Source organism: Serratia sp. Ag1 (assembly GCF_000743355.1).
In the GTDB taxonomy this organism is placed as follows: Bacteria; Pseudomonadota; Gammaproteobacteria; order Enterobacterales; family Enterobacteriaceae; genus Chania.
In genome coordinates this window covers 144,667-161,354 of sequence record NZ_JQEI01000026.1, presented here as the reverse complement: position 1 = coordinate 161,354, position 16,688 = coordinate 144,667, and the positions used below count along the sequence as shown (strand labels likewise).

The 16,688-nt window shown below is 48.5% G+C and carries 12 protein-coding genes, 1 tRNA gene and 1 pseudogene; 6 read left to right on the top strand and 8 right to left on the bottom strand.

Going from position 1 to position 16,688, the window contains the following annotated elements; genetic code table 11:
* Positions 1 to 14 precede the first annotated feature (14 nt).
* Genes IV04_RS16780 through IV04_RS16770 form a run of 3 tightly spaced genes read right to left on the bottom strand, consistent with a single transcriptional unit; the run spans position 15 to position 3,932 of the window.
* Positions 15 to 2,567: a fimbria/pilus outer membrane usher protein gene (locus tag IV04_RS16780; protein ID WP_051916841.1), complete on the bottom strand. Its 2,553-nt coding sequence runs from the start codon at positions 2,565 to 2,567 to the stop codon at positions 15 to 17.
* Positions 2,568 to 2,597: 30 nt separating this feature from the next.
* On the bottom strand, positions 2,598 to 3,317 hold the full coding sequence (locus IV04_RS16775; protein WP_231566298.1) for a molecular chaperone: 720 nt from the start codon (positions 3,315 to 3,317) through the stop codon (positions 2,598 to 2,600).
* 60 nt (positions 3,318 to 3,377) lie between these two features.
* Complete coding sequence (locus IV04_RS16770) at positions 3,378 to 3,932, bottom strand: fimbrial protein (protein ID WP_037401775.1); 555 nt, start codon at positions 3,930 to 3,932, stop codon at positions 3,378 to 3,380.
* Positions 3,933 to 4,287: 355 nt separating this feature from the next.
* Between IV04_RS16770 and IV04_RS16765 the strand changes: the two genes are divergently transcribed.
* Positions 4,288 to 5,109, top strand: coding sequence for a helix-turn-helix domain-containing protein (locus IV04_RS16765; RefSeq protein WP_037401772.1), 822 nt, complete (start codon positions 4,288 to 4,290; stop codon positions 5,107 to 5,109).
* 777 nt (positions 5,110 to 5,886) lie between these two features.
* On the opposite strand, the gene IV04_RS16755 is transcribed toward IV04_RS16765, so the two are convergent.
* The 3 genes from IV04_RS16755 to trmB all read right to left on the bottom strand — a co-directional run bounded on the left by IV04_RS16755 (position 5,887) and on the right by trmB (position 7,942).
* Positions 5,887 to 6,603, bottom strand: coding sequence for a DUF2884 domain-containing protein (locus IV04_RS16755; RefSeq protein ID WP_037401934.1), 717 nt, complete (start codon positions 6,601 to 6,603; stop codon positions 5,887 to 5,889).
* 293 nt (positions 6,604 to 6,896) lie between these two features.
* Positions 6,897 to 7,223: a YggL family protein gene (locus tag IV04_RS16750; protein WP_037401767.1), complete on the bottom strand. Its 327-nt coding sequence runs from the start codon at positions 7,221 to 7,223 to the stop codon at positions 6,897 to 6,899.
* Positions 7,223 to 7,942, bottom strand: coding sequence for a tRNA (guanosine(46)-N7)-methyltransferase TrmB (gene trmB / locus IV04_RS16745; RefSeq protein WP_037401765.1), 720 nt, complete (start codon positions 7,940 to 7,942; stop codon positions 7,223 to 7,225). The genes IV04_RS16750 and trmB overlap by 1 nt, the downstream gene beginning before the upstream one ends.
* Positions 7,943 to 8,180: 238 nt before the next feature.
* On the opposite strand from trmB, the gene mutY reads away from it, so the two are divergent.
* From mutY to mltC, 3 genes are read left to right on the top strand one after another with little or no spacing between them, the layout of a single operon-like run.
* Entirely contained in the window at positions 8,181 to 9,281 is a 1,101-nt protein-coding gene (mutY, locus tag IV04_RS16740; protein WP_037401763.1) for an A/G-specific adenine glycosylase, read from the top strand.
* Positions 9,278 to 9,550 carry an oxidative damage protection protein gene (locus tag IV04_RS16735; protein WP_037401761.1) on the top strand — a complete coding sequence of 91 codons (273 nt, stop codon included), beginning with the start codon at positions 9,278 to 9,280 and terminating at the stop codon, positions 9,548 to 9,550. The genes mutY and IV04_RS16735 overlap by 4 nt, the downstream gene beginning before the upstream one ends.
* 50 nt (positions 9,551 to 9,600) lie before the next feature.
* Complete coding sequence (gene mltC, locus IV04_RS16730) at positions 9,601 to 10,677, top strand: membrane-bound lytic murein transglycosylase MltC (RefSeq protein WP_037401758.1); 1,077 nt, start codon at positions 9,601 to 9,603, stop codon at positions 10,675 to 10,677.
* Between the two features lie 45 nt (positions 10,678 to 10,722).
* On the opposite strand, the gene speF is transcribed toward mltC, so the two are convergent.
* On the bottom strand, positions 10,723 to 12,885 hold the full coding sequence (speF, locus tag IV04_RS16725; RefSeq protein WP_037441148.1) for an ornithine decarboxylase SpeF: 2,163 nt from the start codon (positions 12,883 to 12,885) through the stop codon (positions 10,723 to 10,725).
* 703 nt (positions 12,886 to 13,588) lie between these two features.
* Between speF and IV04_RS16720 the strand changes: the two genes are divergently transcribed.
* Together IV04_RS16720 and IV04_RS16715 are read left to right on the top strand one after the other, a co-directional pair.
* Positions 13,589 to 13,664: transfer RNA gene (locus IV04_RS16720), tRNA-Phe, on the top strand.
* 198 nt (positions 13,665 to 13,862) lie between these two features.
* Positions 13,863 to 15,119: pseudogene (locus IV04_RS16715) on the top strand (tyrosine-type recombinase/integrase); the annotation flags it as partial.
* Positions 15,120 to 15,418: 299 nt separating this feature from the next.
* On the opposite strand, the gene IV04_RS16710 reads toward IV04_RS16715, so the two are convergent.
* Positions 15,419 to 16,627 carry an IS256 family transposase gene (locus IV04_RS16710; protein ID WP_037398444.1) on the bottom strand — a complete coding sequence of 403 codons (1,209 nt, stop codon included), beginning with the start codon at positions 16,625 to 16,627 and terminating at the stop codon, positions 15,419 to 15,421.
* Positions 16,628 to 16,688: the final 61 nt, after the last annotated feature.

Genomic DNA, 16,688 nt, shown 5'->3' with positions numbered 1-16,688 from the left:
TAGGATATGTAAAATTAGTTGGTACACATAGCAGATAGCTGAATAAGATTTTCACTGTTCACCTGCGTATCTGTCAGGTCATAGTGAATGTTGCACTGTTCGCTGGCTGAAAAGCCCCACTGCACGTGCAAAATATCGCTCCGTGCTTCCACGCGGGCATACACCTCACCACCCTGCCCAACCACACCAACGCCATTGCCTTTGGTGTCGGTGACTTCCGCCCCAAACGGAATGGCGATATTGCCTTTATTCAGATGCAATAGCAGTGGGTAGCCCTTACGAGTTTCGTATTTCAGATGAACGACTGAACCGGCATATGGTGCCACGCGCTGACTGGTATTTTTCAGTTCTATCGTCTGTGATGATCCTTTGGGATCAAGCGACACTTCATTCATTTCATACGGGTTCAGATACGGTACAGCCGCGTGACCAAAGCTATCCACTTTCACACCGGTGTAGTTACCCACAGTCGCCCCTGTTGCACCCTTAGCTTCAACGATGGCAAAAGTATCACTGGTATATGGTGTGGCCACCAAACCGCCAGAATAGGCAAGCAGCGTACCACTCGCCCCCGCTGACATACTGTGATAATTTAGCCCCTTACTCACTGCAGCGTTCAGGTTGGCAAATGACGAACGATATTGTCCGTTCAGGTTGCTGCTGTTGCCCGTACCATTGTTGTAATGCGAGGCCGTAGCACCATAGCTATACTGGTGTTCCTTACCTGCCGTACCGGAAACCCCCACCTGCTGGCCATAGTTACCGCTACCGTCACGGCTGAATGATGCAGTCATGTTTGGTGTGTTCAAAGCGCTGAGACTGCCGAGCGGCATACTCATGTTGAACATGAATATGGTTTCCATATTCCCCAAACCATTTCGGGAACGCCCCGCATTTAGACCGTACGCCACCGACTTAAAGTTGTTGTTGTATCCCAGTTGATATTGCAAATCTGAACCGGTCCCTTTGTTCCAGTAGTCCTGGGTATAACCTGTGACATAAAACTGGCCATAACCGCTCGGTAGTCCCTGGTTCAGGGTTGTAGTAAAGCGATTTTTCGGACGGTATATATTTTCCGGGTTGCGACCATTTTCTACTTCATCAATCATCAGCATCGCAGTGCGGTAATTCAGATAGCCAGAAGTGGAATAGCGGTATGCCGCTACGGAGAAGTTAGACTTCGTTTCCGGAACAAACTTGCTATAGCTAACGCGATAACTCTGGCCAGCCAGAGAATCACCTTTCGACGTATTACCACTAAAGTTCGTTTTTGACTGGCTGACATCAAACGCCAGTGCTCCAATAAAGGTATTCATCGCTGTCCCCAGTTGCAGAGTATAGTAATCATTCTTGCTACTCTGCACCCCACCGTAACCAGTGAACATGTTGGTTAGGCCGCGCTGGTAGGTTGCCTGATAGAGCAGACGACGTTTAGAGGCTCGGGTATCATTGAATTCACCAATAACCATATCGTAGTGATGGCTACCTGGGCGCAGCAACTGGCTTACCGCGGCATACGGAACATTAAAGTGCTGCACACTGCCATCCGCTTCCGTCACAGTGACCTCCAGATCACCACCGTAACCATTCGGATAAAGGTCATCAATGTTAAACGCCCCCGGAGCAACAGTAGTCTCACGGATAATCTGTCCATTCTGACGAACCGTTACAGTAGCGTTGGTACGGGCAATCCCGCGCACTTCTGGTGCATAACCACGCTCGGACTGCGGACGCATACGTTCCACATCCTTTAGCTCAACACCACGATAGGCTACCGAGTCAAAAACGTTACCGCTGGTATTGTTTTCACCCACTATCAGTCTTCCACTGATGGTTGAGATATCGCGCTCAACATATGAGTTAATACGCTGATAGGTCCCCCCACTCCCCTGCATCCAATTGTAATTACCGTTGTGACGCAGTTTCCATGCTCCGATATTCAATCCGCCAGACAGACCAACATAGGCGGAATCAGTACTCTTGCCATGAGAAAACATGGAGTAGAAGTTACTCTGGTAACCCAGCATCAATGCGTTTACCCCATCATCCCAGTATTCCGGGCTGACGTAGGCGTTATTCATATTGCGCAGATACGCCTGTGGAATGACCAGGTCCAGATGCTGCGTTCCTGAGTCATAATCAATGGACGCATCCGGCAGAAGGGTTTTCAGTACCACGCACTCATCACTTTTTTGCTGGATCTGCCTGACTGTTTGGGCAGGCAACTCTTTGGTATTGAAATTCATTTTGCGCAACATAGACGGTAGCAGACAGAGATTGACGTTACCTTGTTCATCTTCCTTGAAGGTCACATCCTCATACCCCAGTCCCATATCATTGATGAAGATAGAGACCGAATAGGTACCAGGTAATGCCGTAGCACCTTTTTCAAAACGTTTGAGGTTAGCTTTTTTAGCAGCCCCCGGACTTAAAAAAATCGGGTCAAACGTGACGCTATCAGTAGTGCTAACCGTTTCATCTGCCCAGACTGTTGCCGGGACGACGACAAAAACAGAGAGAATAAATGCTGTCAGCGTATTCAGTTGAAATTGTGGATTGCGTTTCATTTTTCTAAGCCCGTCTATCATATTCAATTATTAAAGCGTGGCATCAGCTTTTTTAATTGCTCCCCAGTCATTGATGTACTGCCATGAAATATGCTGGCCATGCTCAAAGCGACCACTTTTGTTTTTAATCTCTAATCGACCAAAGGGTGAAACCATATCACCAGCGCCCTCTGCTTTACTGTTTTCAGCTCTAACGCCAAGCATAGTAACGTAATAAGGCGAGTGATTTACTGCTGTAAGCTTCCCACCATTAATTTCCCACTTCATGGACTCTGCTGCTTTGGTACTGTCCTCTTTTAATGCTGCAGGGCGATAGAACATTTTAATACGTGAACGAAAAGCGACCTGAAGCTTATTAATATCGGTCTCTTTCATGTTACTCGGTGGAATTTCCAGCACATTAAGCCAGAAAACACTTTCACGATCCGATGGTAAGGTTGTTCCGCCAGTATATGAAACACGAAGCGTCTGCCCTTTCTCTGCATCTACGCGGTTCATAGGTGGATTAATAATAAAAGGCACACGGATCGTGTCCGGGCTAGCATTCATATCTCCGTTGTCAATCCATGACTGAATCAACACTGGCCCTTTCCCTTTATTATTAACCTTAACAGAAATTTCCTTCTCATCTGCTGGATAAATTATACGCGTTCCGGTAACTACAACATTTGCTAACGCATCTAAGGCCAATACCAAGCCAAGCGACAATAATGTCACTTTCCTGATAAAAGACATAACAGGTTTCATCATTTTTCTCACAAGGAATATCTGACACAGAGTGCCAGATATCAGGTTTAAACTGAGCAGTGCTTATTTATACTGCAGGTTGTAAACAACGCTGGAGGTTACAACACCTGAGGTAACGGCGTCTTCTGCATAGTAACGAACAGAATACGGAAGTTTAATTGCTTCGCCTTCTTTAACATTTGCGAAATAATTCGTTCCTTCCTGGTTCTGGTTACCCACGAAAATGGTATTGCCGTTGGTGCCATCAAGCAGCTGCAGGGAAACATTTTCTGCACCAGCTGCGGAAGTCTGTTTCAGACGGCCACTTTCATTATCAACGGTCGCACCAGTCTGGAAGAACGCAGCAACAGTATTTTCACCTTCGCTACCCAGTACACAATTCTTTAAGGTCATGTTGAAGTTGGTCAGACCGGTAGTTTTACCCGCTGAAGCCAGCTCAGTTGCCGGTACGGTTGGTAGCGTAACAGTAGCGTCACCTTCCTGACCGTTAATCGCCACGTCGCAGGTAGTGTCAGTCACCTTACCGTTAAAGTTAATGGTCCCAGTGCTTGCTGCGTTAGCTGCGAAAGCAGAGCTCATCAGCATGGCAATAGTGGTCAGTGAAACAATTTTTTGCATTTAATCCTCAACTACATATGTCGGTTATTAGTCGTTTAAGTACTCACCTGAATACCTGAATGCTCTTCAGAACGATTACTGCTGCGGGTTCACTCAGGTTGTTCAGGAGACGGGACATATCGTAACCGCATGGAAAATAAATGGATATTAGTATCGCAATATTGTTTATATTAGGAATATAATTCTGATAAGTAATTTTTTTAACATAATTTACAGAATTAAATTCTAATTTTTTAGTTTTATACTAAATAAGTATGAACTGGAAAAACGCTTAAAGTGACCTAGGTTTTTTTTCGCACTTGTGTTCTGGAAAAAATCCTATAAAACGTCTGGTTTTTCATCGAGGAGGTTCATAGTGCGTTATATTATTAACGGTGAAATTCACTTCAGGAATACCGATGGTGCAATCTGGAAGGGAGATGAAACCGAACCGGAATCAATAACACTGACGGTAACGACCAGCAGGTTGCTGTCATTCCTACTTGATCATCATGGTGAAGTGTCCACCAGAGATGACATCCTTAACGCAGTCTGGACAGACCATGGCCTGCGCTCTTCTAATAATAGTCTAAATAAATACATTGCTGATTTACGCAAAATATTCAGTAGCCTTGAGCTTGATGATGAGGTCATTATTACAGTACCTAAAGTGGGATTCATGTTTGCTAAGGAGATAAGTGTTAAGAAAGAACAGAACAGCGTTGATTACAACCATCCGTCTCTGATCTCTACTAAGAGTAATTTCGGAATTAATCATCATAAAAAATCAAAACCACAGAGAAAATTTATTCTTATTGCTTTTGCTATCGCATTTTTGGGTTTATCTCCCATTATGCTATCCAAAATTATACTTAACCTTAAACTTCTAGATGTACACACTCCCCAACAAAGCAATTCATATTTATTAGGTTATGTTAACAAGTGTGAGATATACATACTACAACAGAGCTCAATAGACATGACAAGTGTGCAACTTTCAATTGCAGAGAAGTTGATAAAAAAAACAGACCTGAAGTGCCTTGAACATACCCGCCTTTTTTATCAACCTTCAGACGCTATAGTCTATGGTTATCCGGGAAGAGTGTTTTTGTCGCGCTGTACTTATAATAAAGAAAAACCAAGTGAATTTGCTGCTTGCGATAACTACTATGGAGTTAACTACACTAATGAAGAGTAAACTCAAAAGGCCCGTATTTTATTTGCCGGCACTTATTATCTTTATCATTCTATGCAATATTTTATACTTTTCATATGACCGGGGAGCGATTCTGAATGATTCATGCGTATCAGTATTGAGAATGCAGGAATTTACAACAGGGTTTTCTTCGACAGAAACATTAACGCTCGTTGTGAATCCCAACAAAAGTGGATATATAGCCCTCTCTGGAAACGTCTTCTATCAAGGGAAACCTATGATCTTATTTAGAGAGATAAGATTCAGATATGAAAAGGAAACTCATGACATCTACAAGCTCTACGATATTGAGACGGTTAAAAACTCAAGAGATAACACTCCAGATTCTCTTATAGAGAGCGTATTCTTTAGTACAAAACACCAGAAGCCACGTTATATGATTGTGAGAAAGATTATGAATGCCTATGTTATCGGAAACCTTCATTCCCCTGTATTTATGTGTGTGGTTAAATAACCGCTGAGAACCAGAGCAGGGATACTGGGATTTGTTCTGGTTCCAGACTGTATCTGTTGCTTAAACATTGAACTCTTTGGAAGCCCATATCAGGATAAACCTCCATTACTGTAAACACTCTGACATCCAAATCATGTGGTATTTGCAACGCCATGGTTGCTCATGTCAGTGATTGCCTTCTTACTTGTGGTAAGTAAGCTAGTATTTTTTGGCGTGTGTTTTCTTCAGTCTAGAGCCCCATAGGTATAATCATCACCACCTCCTCAGGAGGTGGTGATTGGGCTATCAATTAAAAATATTGCCTATTACTTCAACGAATTAATCAGATTCTTGCGCTGGGTTTCCAGTGCCGTAACGCGGTTGCACACATCGTTACCGAAGCTCTGGAAGTCGCGTTCCTGCTTGCTCCATTCGCTCTGAATCGCCTGTTGCAAGCCACCCAGATTCCCCATCAGCGCCTGTAACGGATTACCGTTGGCGTTTGCCGCCTGTTTAATACCCATTTCGTTCAGGCTGTCTTGCAGCACGCCCCCCATACTTTGCTGAACCAGGTTGCGCCCGTCCTGCTCGACCTGCGCGATGGCCTTATGGTGGAACGTCAGGCCATCACTGCGCTGCTCGATAATGCGGTTCATCTGCTGCTTGAGTTGCGTATTAAGCGTAGTCAGGCGGTTGCGTACATTACTGCCGCTGCCCAGTTGCTGCACGATGATGTTATCCAACGAGACACGTGCCTTTTCCAAACGTTGTTGCGCGCCCTGCTCGATCCAGGGCAAATCTTTACGCAACGCACTCTGATAGCTGAACGCCTTCTGGCGCTGGGTATCATTCAGGCTAAGCTCTTGGCCATTACGAGTAACATCACCATCGGGAGTAATCAGCAGGTTACCGCTGGCTCCAACAACCTTTACGGTTTGTGGGCTGATAATGACATCGTCCTGGGGCCTGACGCTGCACTGATAGTCGGCATGCGCCTGCGAAGCAGTTAACAGCAACAGGGCCAACCCGGCTTTCTTGAACATCATTTCTTCTGACTCCCTTCCACCCGCATCCGCGATGGAGTTAAAAAAATCGAACGGCTAAGGCGTTGAGACAACAGTTCCAGCGCTACAGTTCCCAACACATTCCACTTCAGAATGTACCCTGTAGGCTTCGAGTTACGCTAATTTAGCGTTGAATGGGGCTCAACGCTCGGCTTAACCTGCAAGTTTTTTTAGGATTGAAGCTGATGATGACGTGGAAACCACAGCTCGGGGGATTTGAATAACCATGGGTATAAAAAAGGTGCCATTGAGGCACCTTCATCAGGCAAGAATCAATCCCACCAGATATCAAACAGATCGCTGACCTTCACGTCACTCAGCTTACGCGCTTCCAGCCAGTTTTTAACCAGCTCACGCTGTTCATCGGTACAATTACCGATTTTCTGCAGGCAGATCAAGCCTTCCCACTGCAGGTAGCCACTGCCGTCAAACGCCAAACCGTTTGGTTCGATCACTTCATCGATCAACGCATCTACCGTTTTGTCGATGTCATCAACATCAGTGCCTTCGGCAAAACGCCAAGCCACGGAGAAACCCAATTCCTGAAACTCTTCAATGTGCATCTTTTTACGCAAACGACGACTGCGGTTCTTAGCCATTATTCCACCCTCTCAAACATCAGATCCCAAACGCCATGTCCCAGACGCTGGCCACGTAATTCAAATTTCGTCACCGGGCGTGAATCCGGGCGCGGCACATAATCATTGCTCTCGGAAAGATTACGATATCCTGCGCTGCCGTTCATCACTTCCAGCATGTGTTCCGCATAAGGTTGCCAGTCGGTGGCCATATGAAACACACCACCCACTTTTAATTTACTCAGCACCAACTCAACAAACGGCGTCTGCACGATGCGGCGTTTGTTGTGGCGCGCTTTATGCCACGGATCCGGGAAGAACAGTTGCACCATATCCAGTGAAGCGTTCGGAATCATGTTCTGCAACACTTCGACCGCGTCATGGCACATGATCCGCAGGTTGCTCAATTCGGCTTCATGAGCGTCTGCCAAACAAGCCCCAACGCCCGGTGAATGCACTTCAATCCCCAGGAAATTCTGCTGCGGGTTATTGCCCGCCATGGTGACCAGCGAAGCGCCCATGCCAAAACCAATCTCCAGCACGGTCGGCGCATTGCGCCCGAACAGGGTCGAGATATCGACAGGTTCAGCCTGATATTCCACGCCCATCACCGGCCAATAGTGGTCCAGCGCATGCTGCTGGCCTTTGGTCAACCGCCCTTGGCGGCGCACAAAACTGCGGATACGGCGCATCGCGCGACCGTTCTCATCGAATTCCGGAGAGATGACGTCATTAATCATAGTGCTTTCTGTCTGTTTGGCTGCCAGTTAGGAGATACTTTAAATAATTCGAGTCACAAGCGAACGCAGTCAACGCACATGCAACTTGAAGTATGACGAGTAGAAAGGCGCATTATGCAAAGATACCTTGGTTTAGCAAGCGTTCATCGTGTGCTGTTATGGAAAGTTACGGTTTACAGCACCCTCACACTATGCTGGAATCGCGCATCAAATATCAGCCGAATAACGAAACCAGCTTATGATGCAAGCGCAACAGTTCTCGCACATGGTGCTTGACTGGTACCAGCGCTATGGCCGCAAAACGCTGCCATGGCAACTCGATAAAACACCTTATCAAGTATGGCTCTCTGAGGTGATGTTGCAACAAACTCAGGTTGCCACCGTCATTCCTTATTTTCAGCGATTTATGGCACGTTTTCCCAACGTGCGCGCCCTCGCCGAAGCGCCACTGGATGAAGTCTTGCATTTATGGACCGGGCTGGGTTACTACGCCCGCGCCAGAAATCTGCACAAAGCGGCTCAGACTATTGTCGCACAGCACGGCGGTGAATTCCCGACAACCTTCGCAGAAATCGTCGATCTGCCCGGCGTAGGCCGTTCAACCGCCGGGGCGATTCTGTCTTTGGCGTTGGGGCAGCATTACCCCATCCTCGATGGTAACGTAAAACGCGTGCTCGCCCGCTGTTACGCCGTTGAAGGCTGGCCGGGTAAAAAAGAAGTGGAAAACCGTCTCTGGCAGATCAGCGAAGAGGTAACGCCTGCACAAGGCGTAGGGCACTTCAACCAGGCGATGATGGATCTGGGGGCGATGGTTTGTACCCGTTCCAAACCAAAATGCGATTTATGCCCGCTCAATACCGGCTGCCTCGCCAACGGCAACAGCAGTTGGGCGCAATATCCGGGCAAAAAACCCAAACAGACGCTGCCGGAAAAAACCGCCTACTTTTTATTGCTGCAACAGGGCGACGGTGTCTGGCTGGAGCAGCGCCCCGGCAGCGGGCTGTGGGGTGGCCTGTTCTGCTTCCCACAGTTCAGTACCCGCATCGACCTGGAGTTCTGGCTGCAGCAACGCGGTTTGAAAAGCCATCGTCTGGAACAACTGACCGCTTTCCGCCATACCTTCAGCCATTTCCACCTGGATATAGTGCCAATGTGGCTGAATATCGACAAAGCCACCAGCGCCATGGATGAGGGTGCCGGTCTCTGGTATAACTTAGCGCAGCCGCCATCGGTCGGGCTGGCTGCACCGGTTGAACGCCTGTTGCAGCAACTGGCAAAGCAGCCACCGATCCAACAAGATTTACTGGGCAACAGCGCCATTGACGAGGAATTAGCATGAGCAGAACCATTTTTTGTACCTTCCTGCAGCGTGATGCCGAAGGGCAGGACTTTCAGCTCTATCCAGGCGACGTCGGCAAGCGTATTTTCAACGAGATCTCCAAAGAAGCCTGGAGTGAATGGATGAAAAAGCAAACCATGCTGATCAACGAGAAAAAACTCAACATGATGAACGTTGATGATCGTAAGTTACTGGAAGCAGAGATGATCCGCTTCCTGTTCGAAGGGCATGACATTCATATCGAAGGTTACACACCGCCAAGCGAATAATATTTTCCGGGCCAAGCGCTGGCCCTTTTAATCTCGTAGACGGCTTTAAAATGAAGAAAATTTTAGCTTTGCTAGTGATAGCGCCTTTGCTGATCTCCTGTTCCGGCCAAAAAAGCGAAGAAGCCAACGAGGCTTTGGTCAAAGATACCAACGGGTTCGAGATTTTAATGGGCCAGTTTGCCCACAATATTGAGAATATCTGGGGCCTGAAAGAAGTCTTGATCGCCGGGCCCAAAGATTACGTTAAATATACCGACCAATATCAGACCCGCAGCCACATCAACTTTGATGCGGGCACTATCACGATCGAGACCATTGCCACTACCGATCCTGCCGCCCGTCTGCGCCAGGCGATTATCAGTACCTTGCTGATGGGTGACGATCCGGGGTCTATCGACCTTTATTCCGACGTTAATGATATCCAGATCAGTAAAGAGCCATTCCTGTACGGCCAGGTGCTGGATAACAACGGCCAGCCGATCCGTTGGGAATGGCGTGCGGCACATTTCGCCGACTACCTGCTGCAGACCCGTTTGCAAAAACGCACCTCAGGCCTGCATGTAATCACCTCGGTCACTATCCAATTGGTGCCTAACCACCTGGATAAACGCGCACACAAATACCTGCCGATGGTGCGTAAAGCCTCCCAGAAATACGGTATTGAAGAGTCGCTGATCCTGGCCATCATGCAGACCGAATCCAGCTTTAACCCCTATGCGGTGAGCGGTTCCGATGCACTCGGCCTGATGCAGGTCGTGCAGCATACCGCCGGGAAAGATGTGTTCCAGATGAAAGGCAAGTGGGGGACGCCAAGCCGCAGTTATCTATTCGATCCGGAAAACAACATTGATACCGGCACAGCCTATCTGGCTATTCTGCAGAATAACTATCTGGGCGGCATTCAGAACCCGACCTCGCGGCGCTATGCGGTCATTACCGCCTATAACGGCGGAGCGGGCAGCGTGCTGCGGGTGTTCCACAGCGATAAAACCAAAGCGGTGACGATTATCAACGGCATGCAGCCCGGTGATATTTATCAGACCCTGACCACCAAACACCCGGCGAGTGAATCACGCCGCTATCTGGTGAAGGTGAATAACGCGCAGAAGAGTTATCGCCGTAAGTAACGTAGAAACAGGCCGATGAGTCAGTCCTCTCATCGGCCTGCGGTTTTACTGCTTGATCATATAGCCGAAAATCCGCTTCCAGCCGTGATCTTTCTTCTCAATATATACCCCCTGCAATTCAGGGGAGAAACCCGGTAAGCGGTTGATACCCTCCTCCAGCGCCAAGAAATAACGCTGAACCGCCCCGCCCCACACTTCACCCGGTACCACGCATAGCACGCCAGGCGGGTACGGCAGCGCACCCTCTGCCGCAATACGCCCTTCCGCTTGGCCGATAGGCACCAGTTCAACGTTGTCGCGGATAAACTCCACATTGGCATCCTGCGGGTTCATCACTACCGGTGGGAAATGCTCCCGGCGGAACATCTCTTTCTGCAGTTGTTTCACGTCGAAGCTAACGTACAGATCGTGCATCTCCTGGCACAATTGGCGGATGGTATAACCCCGGTAGCGCTGTTCGTTCTTGCGGTACACCGTCGGCAAAACCTCGCTCAACGGTGCATCCTGTTCAATGTAACGTTCAAACTGCACCAGCCTATCTACCAGGTTGTCCATTTTTGCCGGATTTTCTGCCGGGGTCAGCAGGAACAGGATCGAGTTGAGATCGCATTTTTCCGGTACGATACCATTCTCACGCAGGAAGTTGGCCAGAATGGTAGCAGGAACACCAAACTCGGTGTATTGCCCGGTTGCTGCATCAATACCCGGAGTAGTCAGCAGCAGTTTGCAAGGATCCACCAGATACTGATCCTGTGCATAACCGTCAAATCCGTGCCACTTCTCACCCGGTACAAAGTTAAAGAAACGCGCATCGTTGGCGATCAGCTCAGTCTCGTAATCCTGCCAGTCTTTGCCCGCCACCTGCTGCGGAATAAAGGGCAAGAGCAGCGTGCAACGTGCCAACAACTGTTTGCGCGTTTCAATCCCCAACTTGACACACTCCATCCACATGCGGCGGCCAGCAGCTCCGGCGTGCATTTTGGCGTTGACGTCCAGCGCGGCAAATAGCGGGTAGAACGGGCTGGTAGAAGCATGCAGCATAAACGCATTATTGAGATGCTTATGATTACAGTGGCGCTTTTGGCCTTTGATATGATCGTCTTTCTTGTGGATCTGCGAAGTCTGCGAGAACCCAGCCTGCTGTTTATGCACCGACTGCGTGACAAAAATGCCAGGATCGAGCTCATCCAGTTCCAGCAGCAGCGGCGAGCACTCTTTCAGCATCGGGATAAACCCTTCGTAACCCACCCAGGCGGAATCGAACAGGATGTAATCACACAGATGGCCGATGGTGTCGATCACTTGGCGGGCGTTATAGATCGTGCCGTCATAGGTGCCAAGCTGGATGATCGCTAAACGGAGAGGCCGCGCAGCACTGGCTTTTTCCGGTGCGATCTCGCGGATTTGCTCGCGCAGATAGCGCTCATCAAAACAGCGGGAGTCGATCCCGCCAATAAAACCAAACGGGTTGCGCGCAGTTTCCAGATAGACCGGCGTCGCCCCCGCCTGGATCAACGCACCATGATGATTAGACTTATGGTTGTTGCGATCGAACAACACCAGATCGCCGCGCGTCAGCAACGCGTTGGTCACCACTTTATTCGCCGCCGAAGTACCGTTCAGTACAAAGTAGGTTTTATCGGCATTAAACACTTTGGCGGCATGTTTTTGTGCGTCTTTCGCCGAGCCTTCATGAATCAACAAATCACCCAGTTTCACATCGGCGTTGCACATATCGGAACGGAAAATCGTTTCCCCGTAGAATTCAAAAAACTTGCGCCCTGCCGGATGTTTACGGAAAAACTCACCGCCTTGATGCCCTGGGCAAGCGAAAGTGGAGTTTTCCATTTCCACATAGGTTTTCAGCGTTTTGAAAAACGGTGGCAGCAGTGCCTGCTCGTAGGCATCGGCAGCCGCTTCTAACTGTGCCATATAAAACGCTTTGGTCGCCGCAGACAGCGCAAACACCCCGCTAATCAACGGCAGGTAATCCGGTGAAAGATGTTCATCCCCTGTAACAGCAACAAACGTCGGGATGCCAAAGCCGGTCGTCTCAAGCATCGCAAGAATACCGGCATTCACATCCTCAATGGACACCACCACCGCAGCCACATCGGTATAGTCGGTCTGCCCAACGCGGACAATCTGGCGCAAGGTTTCAATACTGCCGACCAGGCTGGCGCTTGTTGCTATTTTCAATTCTTTCATAGTGCTGACTCTCAAACGGTTAAGGATGAGGGCGTGCCATAAGGCACATAATGAGATAACCAATATTATCCCGGCAAAGTGATGCACGGTGTTGCAGCCTGAGGCGCAAGCAGGGTCAGCTGATGTGGGTTCACATCAGGCAGCTATCGAGGGCTGGGATCGGCAGCGACCGATAGACATCAGTAAAATCAGAGCGGTAGCTCTATTTTTAATAATGCCTAACAGCGAGCATCGGATGGCGTTACCGCATGGTGTTCAGTGATAAACGCAGGGACGGTGTACGGTGATAACAATGGCGAGAGAGTGGCATCATCAGATGTCTGGCGCATAGCAATGCTTGAGTAACAAAACCAGTCATGCCTGTAACCCTCTGATTTAGATGAGCGCGGTCGCCATTATGTGATAGATGGACACTAAAATTTGCGCAATGATTGCACGTTTTTTTATGAGGTTCAAGTAACTATTAAGAGGTTGGCCTTGGGATGGGGTTTATTATAACTCATTGTAATATATTAATATAAACCATCCACCCAGAAGAGTGAGTGGTATAAATACACGATTTTATTGCATATCTATTGGCTTAAGACTGCCGAAGCGCCCTGAACTAAACCCCTCATCACTGAATGAAAATAGAGCAACCGATCGTGTTTGTGACAGAAAGCGATTGACGAGATAGAGCCAATACGGTTTAATGCGCCCCGTTGCCCGGATAGCTCAGTCGGTAGAGCAGGGGATTGAAAATCCCCGTGTCCTTGGTTCGATTCCGAGTCCGGGCACCACAAATTCATATCAACGGACCTCCACGGAGGTCCGTTTTTGTTTGTATACTCCGCCAGAATCAACGTTTCCACAAGACTTTCACTCTACCAGACTCCACCGAACTTACCCGGCATCAACACCCTTGTGCGGGTATATTTGAGGGTATAGTCTGATTCGATAATGTTTGTACCCTTTTTCCATCAGGAAACCAGGCTAGGGCACTCACTGACGCTAAAATCCGTGCAGCTAAACCGCAAGATAAACCCTATAAACTCGCAGACAGCGGCAATATGTTTTTACTCGTTCATCCCAATGGCACCAGATACTGGCGACTCCGTTATCGACTTCTAGGCAAGGAAAAAACGCTGGCACTTGGTTTATACCCTGACATCTCATTATCTGAAGCACGAGATAAACGTGATGAAGCCAGAAAACTGATCGCGGACGGCATTGACCCCTGCGAACAAAAGCGAGTTAAGAAATCAGTGCCTGAGACTTCATTAGCCTTTGAAGCGGTGACTCTCCAGTGGCACAAAAGCAACAAAAAATGGTCCGAATCACACAGCGCTAAAATTTTGAAGAGCTTCGAGTCCCACGTGTTCCCCTATATTGGCTCACGGGATATCACCACGCTTAAAACGCCAGACCTGCTGATCCCGGTCAAAGCTGCGGAAGCAAAAGAGATCTACGAAATAGCCGCCCGGTTGCAACAACGCATTTCTGCCGTGATGCGCTACGCTTCGCAATCAGGGATAATTGATTACAACCCTGCCGTAGATATGGCTGGCGCACTGACTACGGTTAAACGTCAACACCGCCCTGCCCTTGCTCTTAACCGTACCCCTGAGCTGTTGGCTCGACTGGATGCGTATAAAGGACAACCGCTTACACGGCTGGCAACCACGCTCACGCTGCTGATCTTTATCCGCTCCAGCGAATTGCGCTTTGCCCGTTGGTCAGAGGTCGACTTTGAAAAATCCATGTGGACAATCCCACCAGAGCGCAAACCGATTGAAGGTGTCAAATTTTCACACCGTGGCTCAAAAATGGGTACTGAGCATCTGGTACCACTATCGCGCCAAGCACTGGAGCTTCTGCGTCAGATACACGATATCAGTGGGGGATACGAGCTGATCTTTACTGGCGATCACAATCCCTGGAAGCCCATGAGTGAAAATACCGTGAATAACGCACTACGACTTATGGGGTACGATACGAAAGTGGATATATGCGGGCACGGATTTAGGGCGATGGCTTGTAGTTCGCTGATTGAGTCAGGCTTATGGTCCCGAGATGCAGTAGAGCGCCAGATGAGTCACCAGGAGCGTAATGGCGTTCGCGCTGCGTACATTCATAGGGCTGAGCACCTGGACGAACGCAGGTTGATGTTGCAATGGTGGGCGGATTATTTGGATGCTAATAGAGAGAAGCCGGTAAGTCCGTTTGATTTCGCGAAACTACAGACGTTGAAATAATGCCATCTGGTTATTGTCAATCAGTATAGGACCAACACGCAAAAAGATATCTAGCCATAAAGAAGGCTGGATATCTTTTTGTTTATGACTTGCATGGAGCTGTATGGACAACGCGGGATACAAATATACTCGGGCAGTTAACAGAGAACGTGTAACATAGATATAAATTGAACAGACATTGCTGCAAGCCGTTCGGGGGTTGTGGAATACCGCATGGCCTGAGACGTGATAAGTACCAAAAACAGGGAACACGATGAAATTCACGAGTCTGTCAGTAATTCTGTGTAATTGCCCGCCTATTAAAGGTGATCGTTTAGGCGATCACCGAACTCGATAATAAAACGACTCATTGCCAACCGCCAGTTCTGGATCGGCATACTCCATTTTTTCGACGCCGACTGGATGGCCAGATAAATCACTTTTCTCACCGAGTCATCTGTCGGGAACACTTTACGTTTCTTTATTGCCTGACGGATAACGCTGTTCAGCGATTCGATAGCATTGGTCGTGTAGATCGCTTTGCGGATATCTGCGGGATAACCGAAGAACGTGTTGAGATTTTCCCAGTGACTACGCCAACTTTTGCTGATTTGCGGGTATTTCTCATCCCAGACGCCTGCGAACTTGTCCAACGCCATCAGAGCCGCTTCTTCTGTCGGAGCCTGGTACACCGTCTTCAACCCGCTGGTGACCGCCTTGTAGTCTTTCCACGACACGTACTTCAGACTGTTACGCACCATGTGGATAATGCACAGTTGAATGTGTGTTTGCGGATAGATGTTGTTTATCGCATCGGGGAAGCCCTTCAGGCCGTCTACGCAGGCAATCAGGATGTCTTGAAGCCCCCGATTTTTCAGCTCGGTCAAGACATTGAGCCAGAACTTGGCCCCTTCATTCTCGGCCAGCCACATACCCAGTAGCTCTTTCTGGCCCTCAGTATTAATACCCAGGGCCAGGAACACGGCTTTGTTGATGACGCTGCCATTATGACGCACCTTCACTACGATACAGTCAAGATAAACAATGGGATACAGTGAGTCCAGTGGCCGGTTTTGCCACTCGGTAACCTGCTCTTTAACGGCATCGGTGACTTTGGATATTAACGTGGGTGACACATCAGCATCGTACATCTCCTTGAACGTAGCGGCGATTTCCCGTGTGGTCATCCCTTTGGCATACAAGGATAAAATCTGGCTATCCATCTGCGTGATACGTGTCTGATTTTTCTTGATTAACTGAGGTTCGAAAGTGTTTTCGCGGTCACGGGGTGTATTTAGTTCGAACTCGCGATCATCAGTGAGCAGCGTCTTTGAGGAGTAACCGTTGCGGGTATTTGAGCCTGTTTTAGGGGCATTTTTTTCATGACCGAGATGCTCGGTAAGCTCGGTATTCAACGCTGTTTCGACGGTGAGCTTGGTCAGCATACGAGAAAATGCATTGAGATCGGCTTCAGTTTTAAGGCCTTTGGCCAGTTCGGCAGCAAGTGCCTTAAGTTTCTTTTCGTCCATAATTTGCCTGTCTCCGTTGTCAGGAAGAACATATCAAAAACAAGCAATTACACAATTTAAA

Bases quoted from the DNA above. Each gene is read 5' to 3' on its own strand.
- IV04_RS16755 (WP_037401934.1), bottom strand. From the start codon at position 6,603: ATGTTCAAGAAAGCCGGGTTGGCCCTGTTGCTGTTAACTGCTTCGCAG.
- speF (WP_037441148.1), bottom strand. From the start codon at position 12,885: ATGAAAGAATTGAAAATAGCAACAAGCGCCAGCCTGGTCGGCAGTATT.
- mltC (WP_037401758.1), top strand. From the start codon at position 9,601: ATGAAGAAAATTTTAGCTTTGCTAGTGATAGCGCCTTTGCTGATCTCC.
- IV04_RS16775 (WP_231566298.1), bottom strand. From the start codon at position 3,317: ATGATGAAACCTGTTATGTCTTTTATCAGGAAAGTGACATTATTGTCG.
- IV04_RS16735 (WP_037401761.1), top strand. From the start codon at position 9,278: ATGAGCAGAACCATTTTTTGTACCTTCCTGCAGCGTGATGCCGAAGGG.
- IV04_RS16770 (WP_037401775.1), bottom strand. From the start codon at position 3,932: ATGCAAAAAATTGTTTCACTGACCACTATTGCCATGCTGATGAGCTCT.
- trmB (WP_037401765.1), bottom strand. From the start codon at position 7,942: ATGATTAATGACGTCATCTCTCCGGAATTCGATGAGAACGGTCGCGCG.
- mutY (WP_037401763.1), top strand. From the start codon at position 8,181: ATGATGCAAGCGCAACAGTTCTCGCACATGGTGCTTGACTGGTACCAG.
- IV04_RS16710 (WP_037398444.1), bottom strand. From the start codon at position 16,627: ATGGACGAAAAGAAACTTAAGGCACTTGCTGCCGAACTGGCCAAAGGC.
- IV04_RS16750 (WP_037401767.1), bottom strand. From the start codon at position 7,223: ATGGCTAAGAACCGCAGTCGTCGTTTGCGTAAAAAGATGCACATTGAA.
- IV04_RS16780 (WP_051916841.1), bottom strand. From the start codon at position 2,567: ATGAAACGCAATCCACAATTTCAACTGAATACGCTGACAGCATTTATT.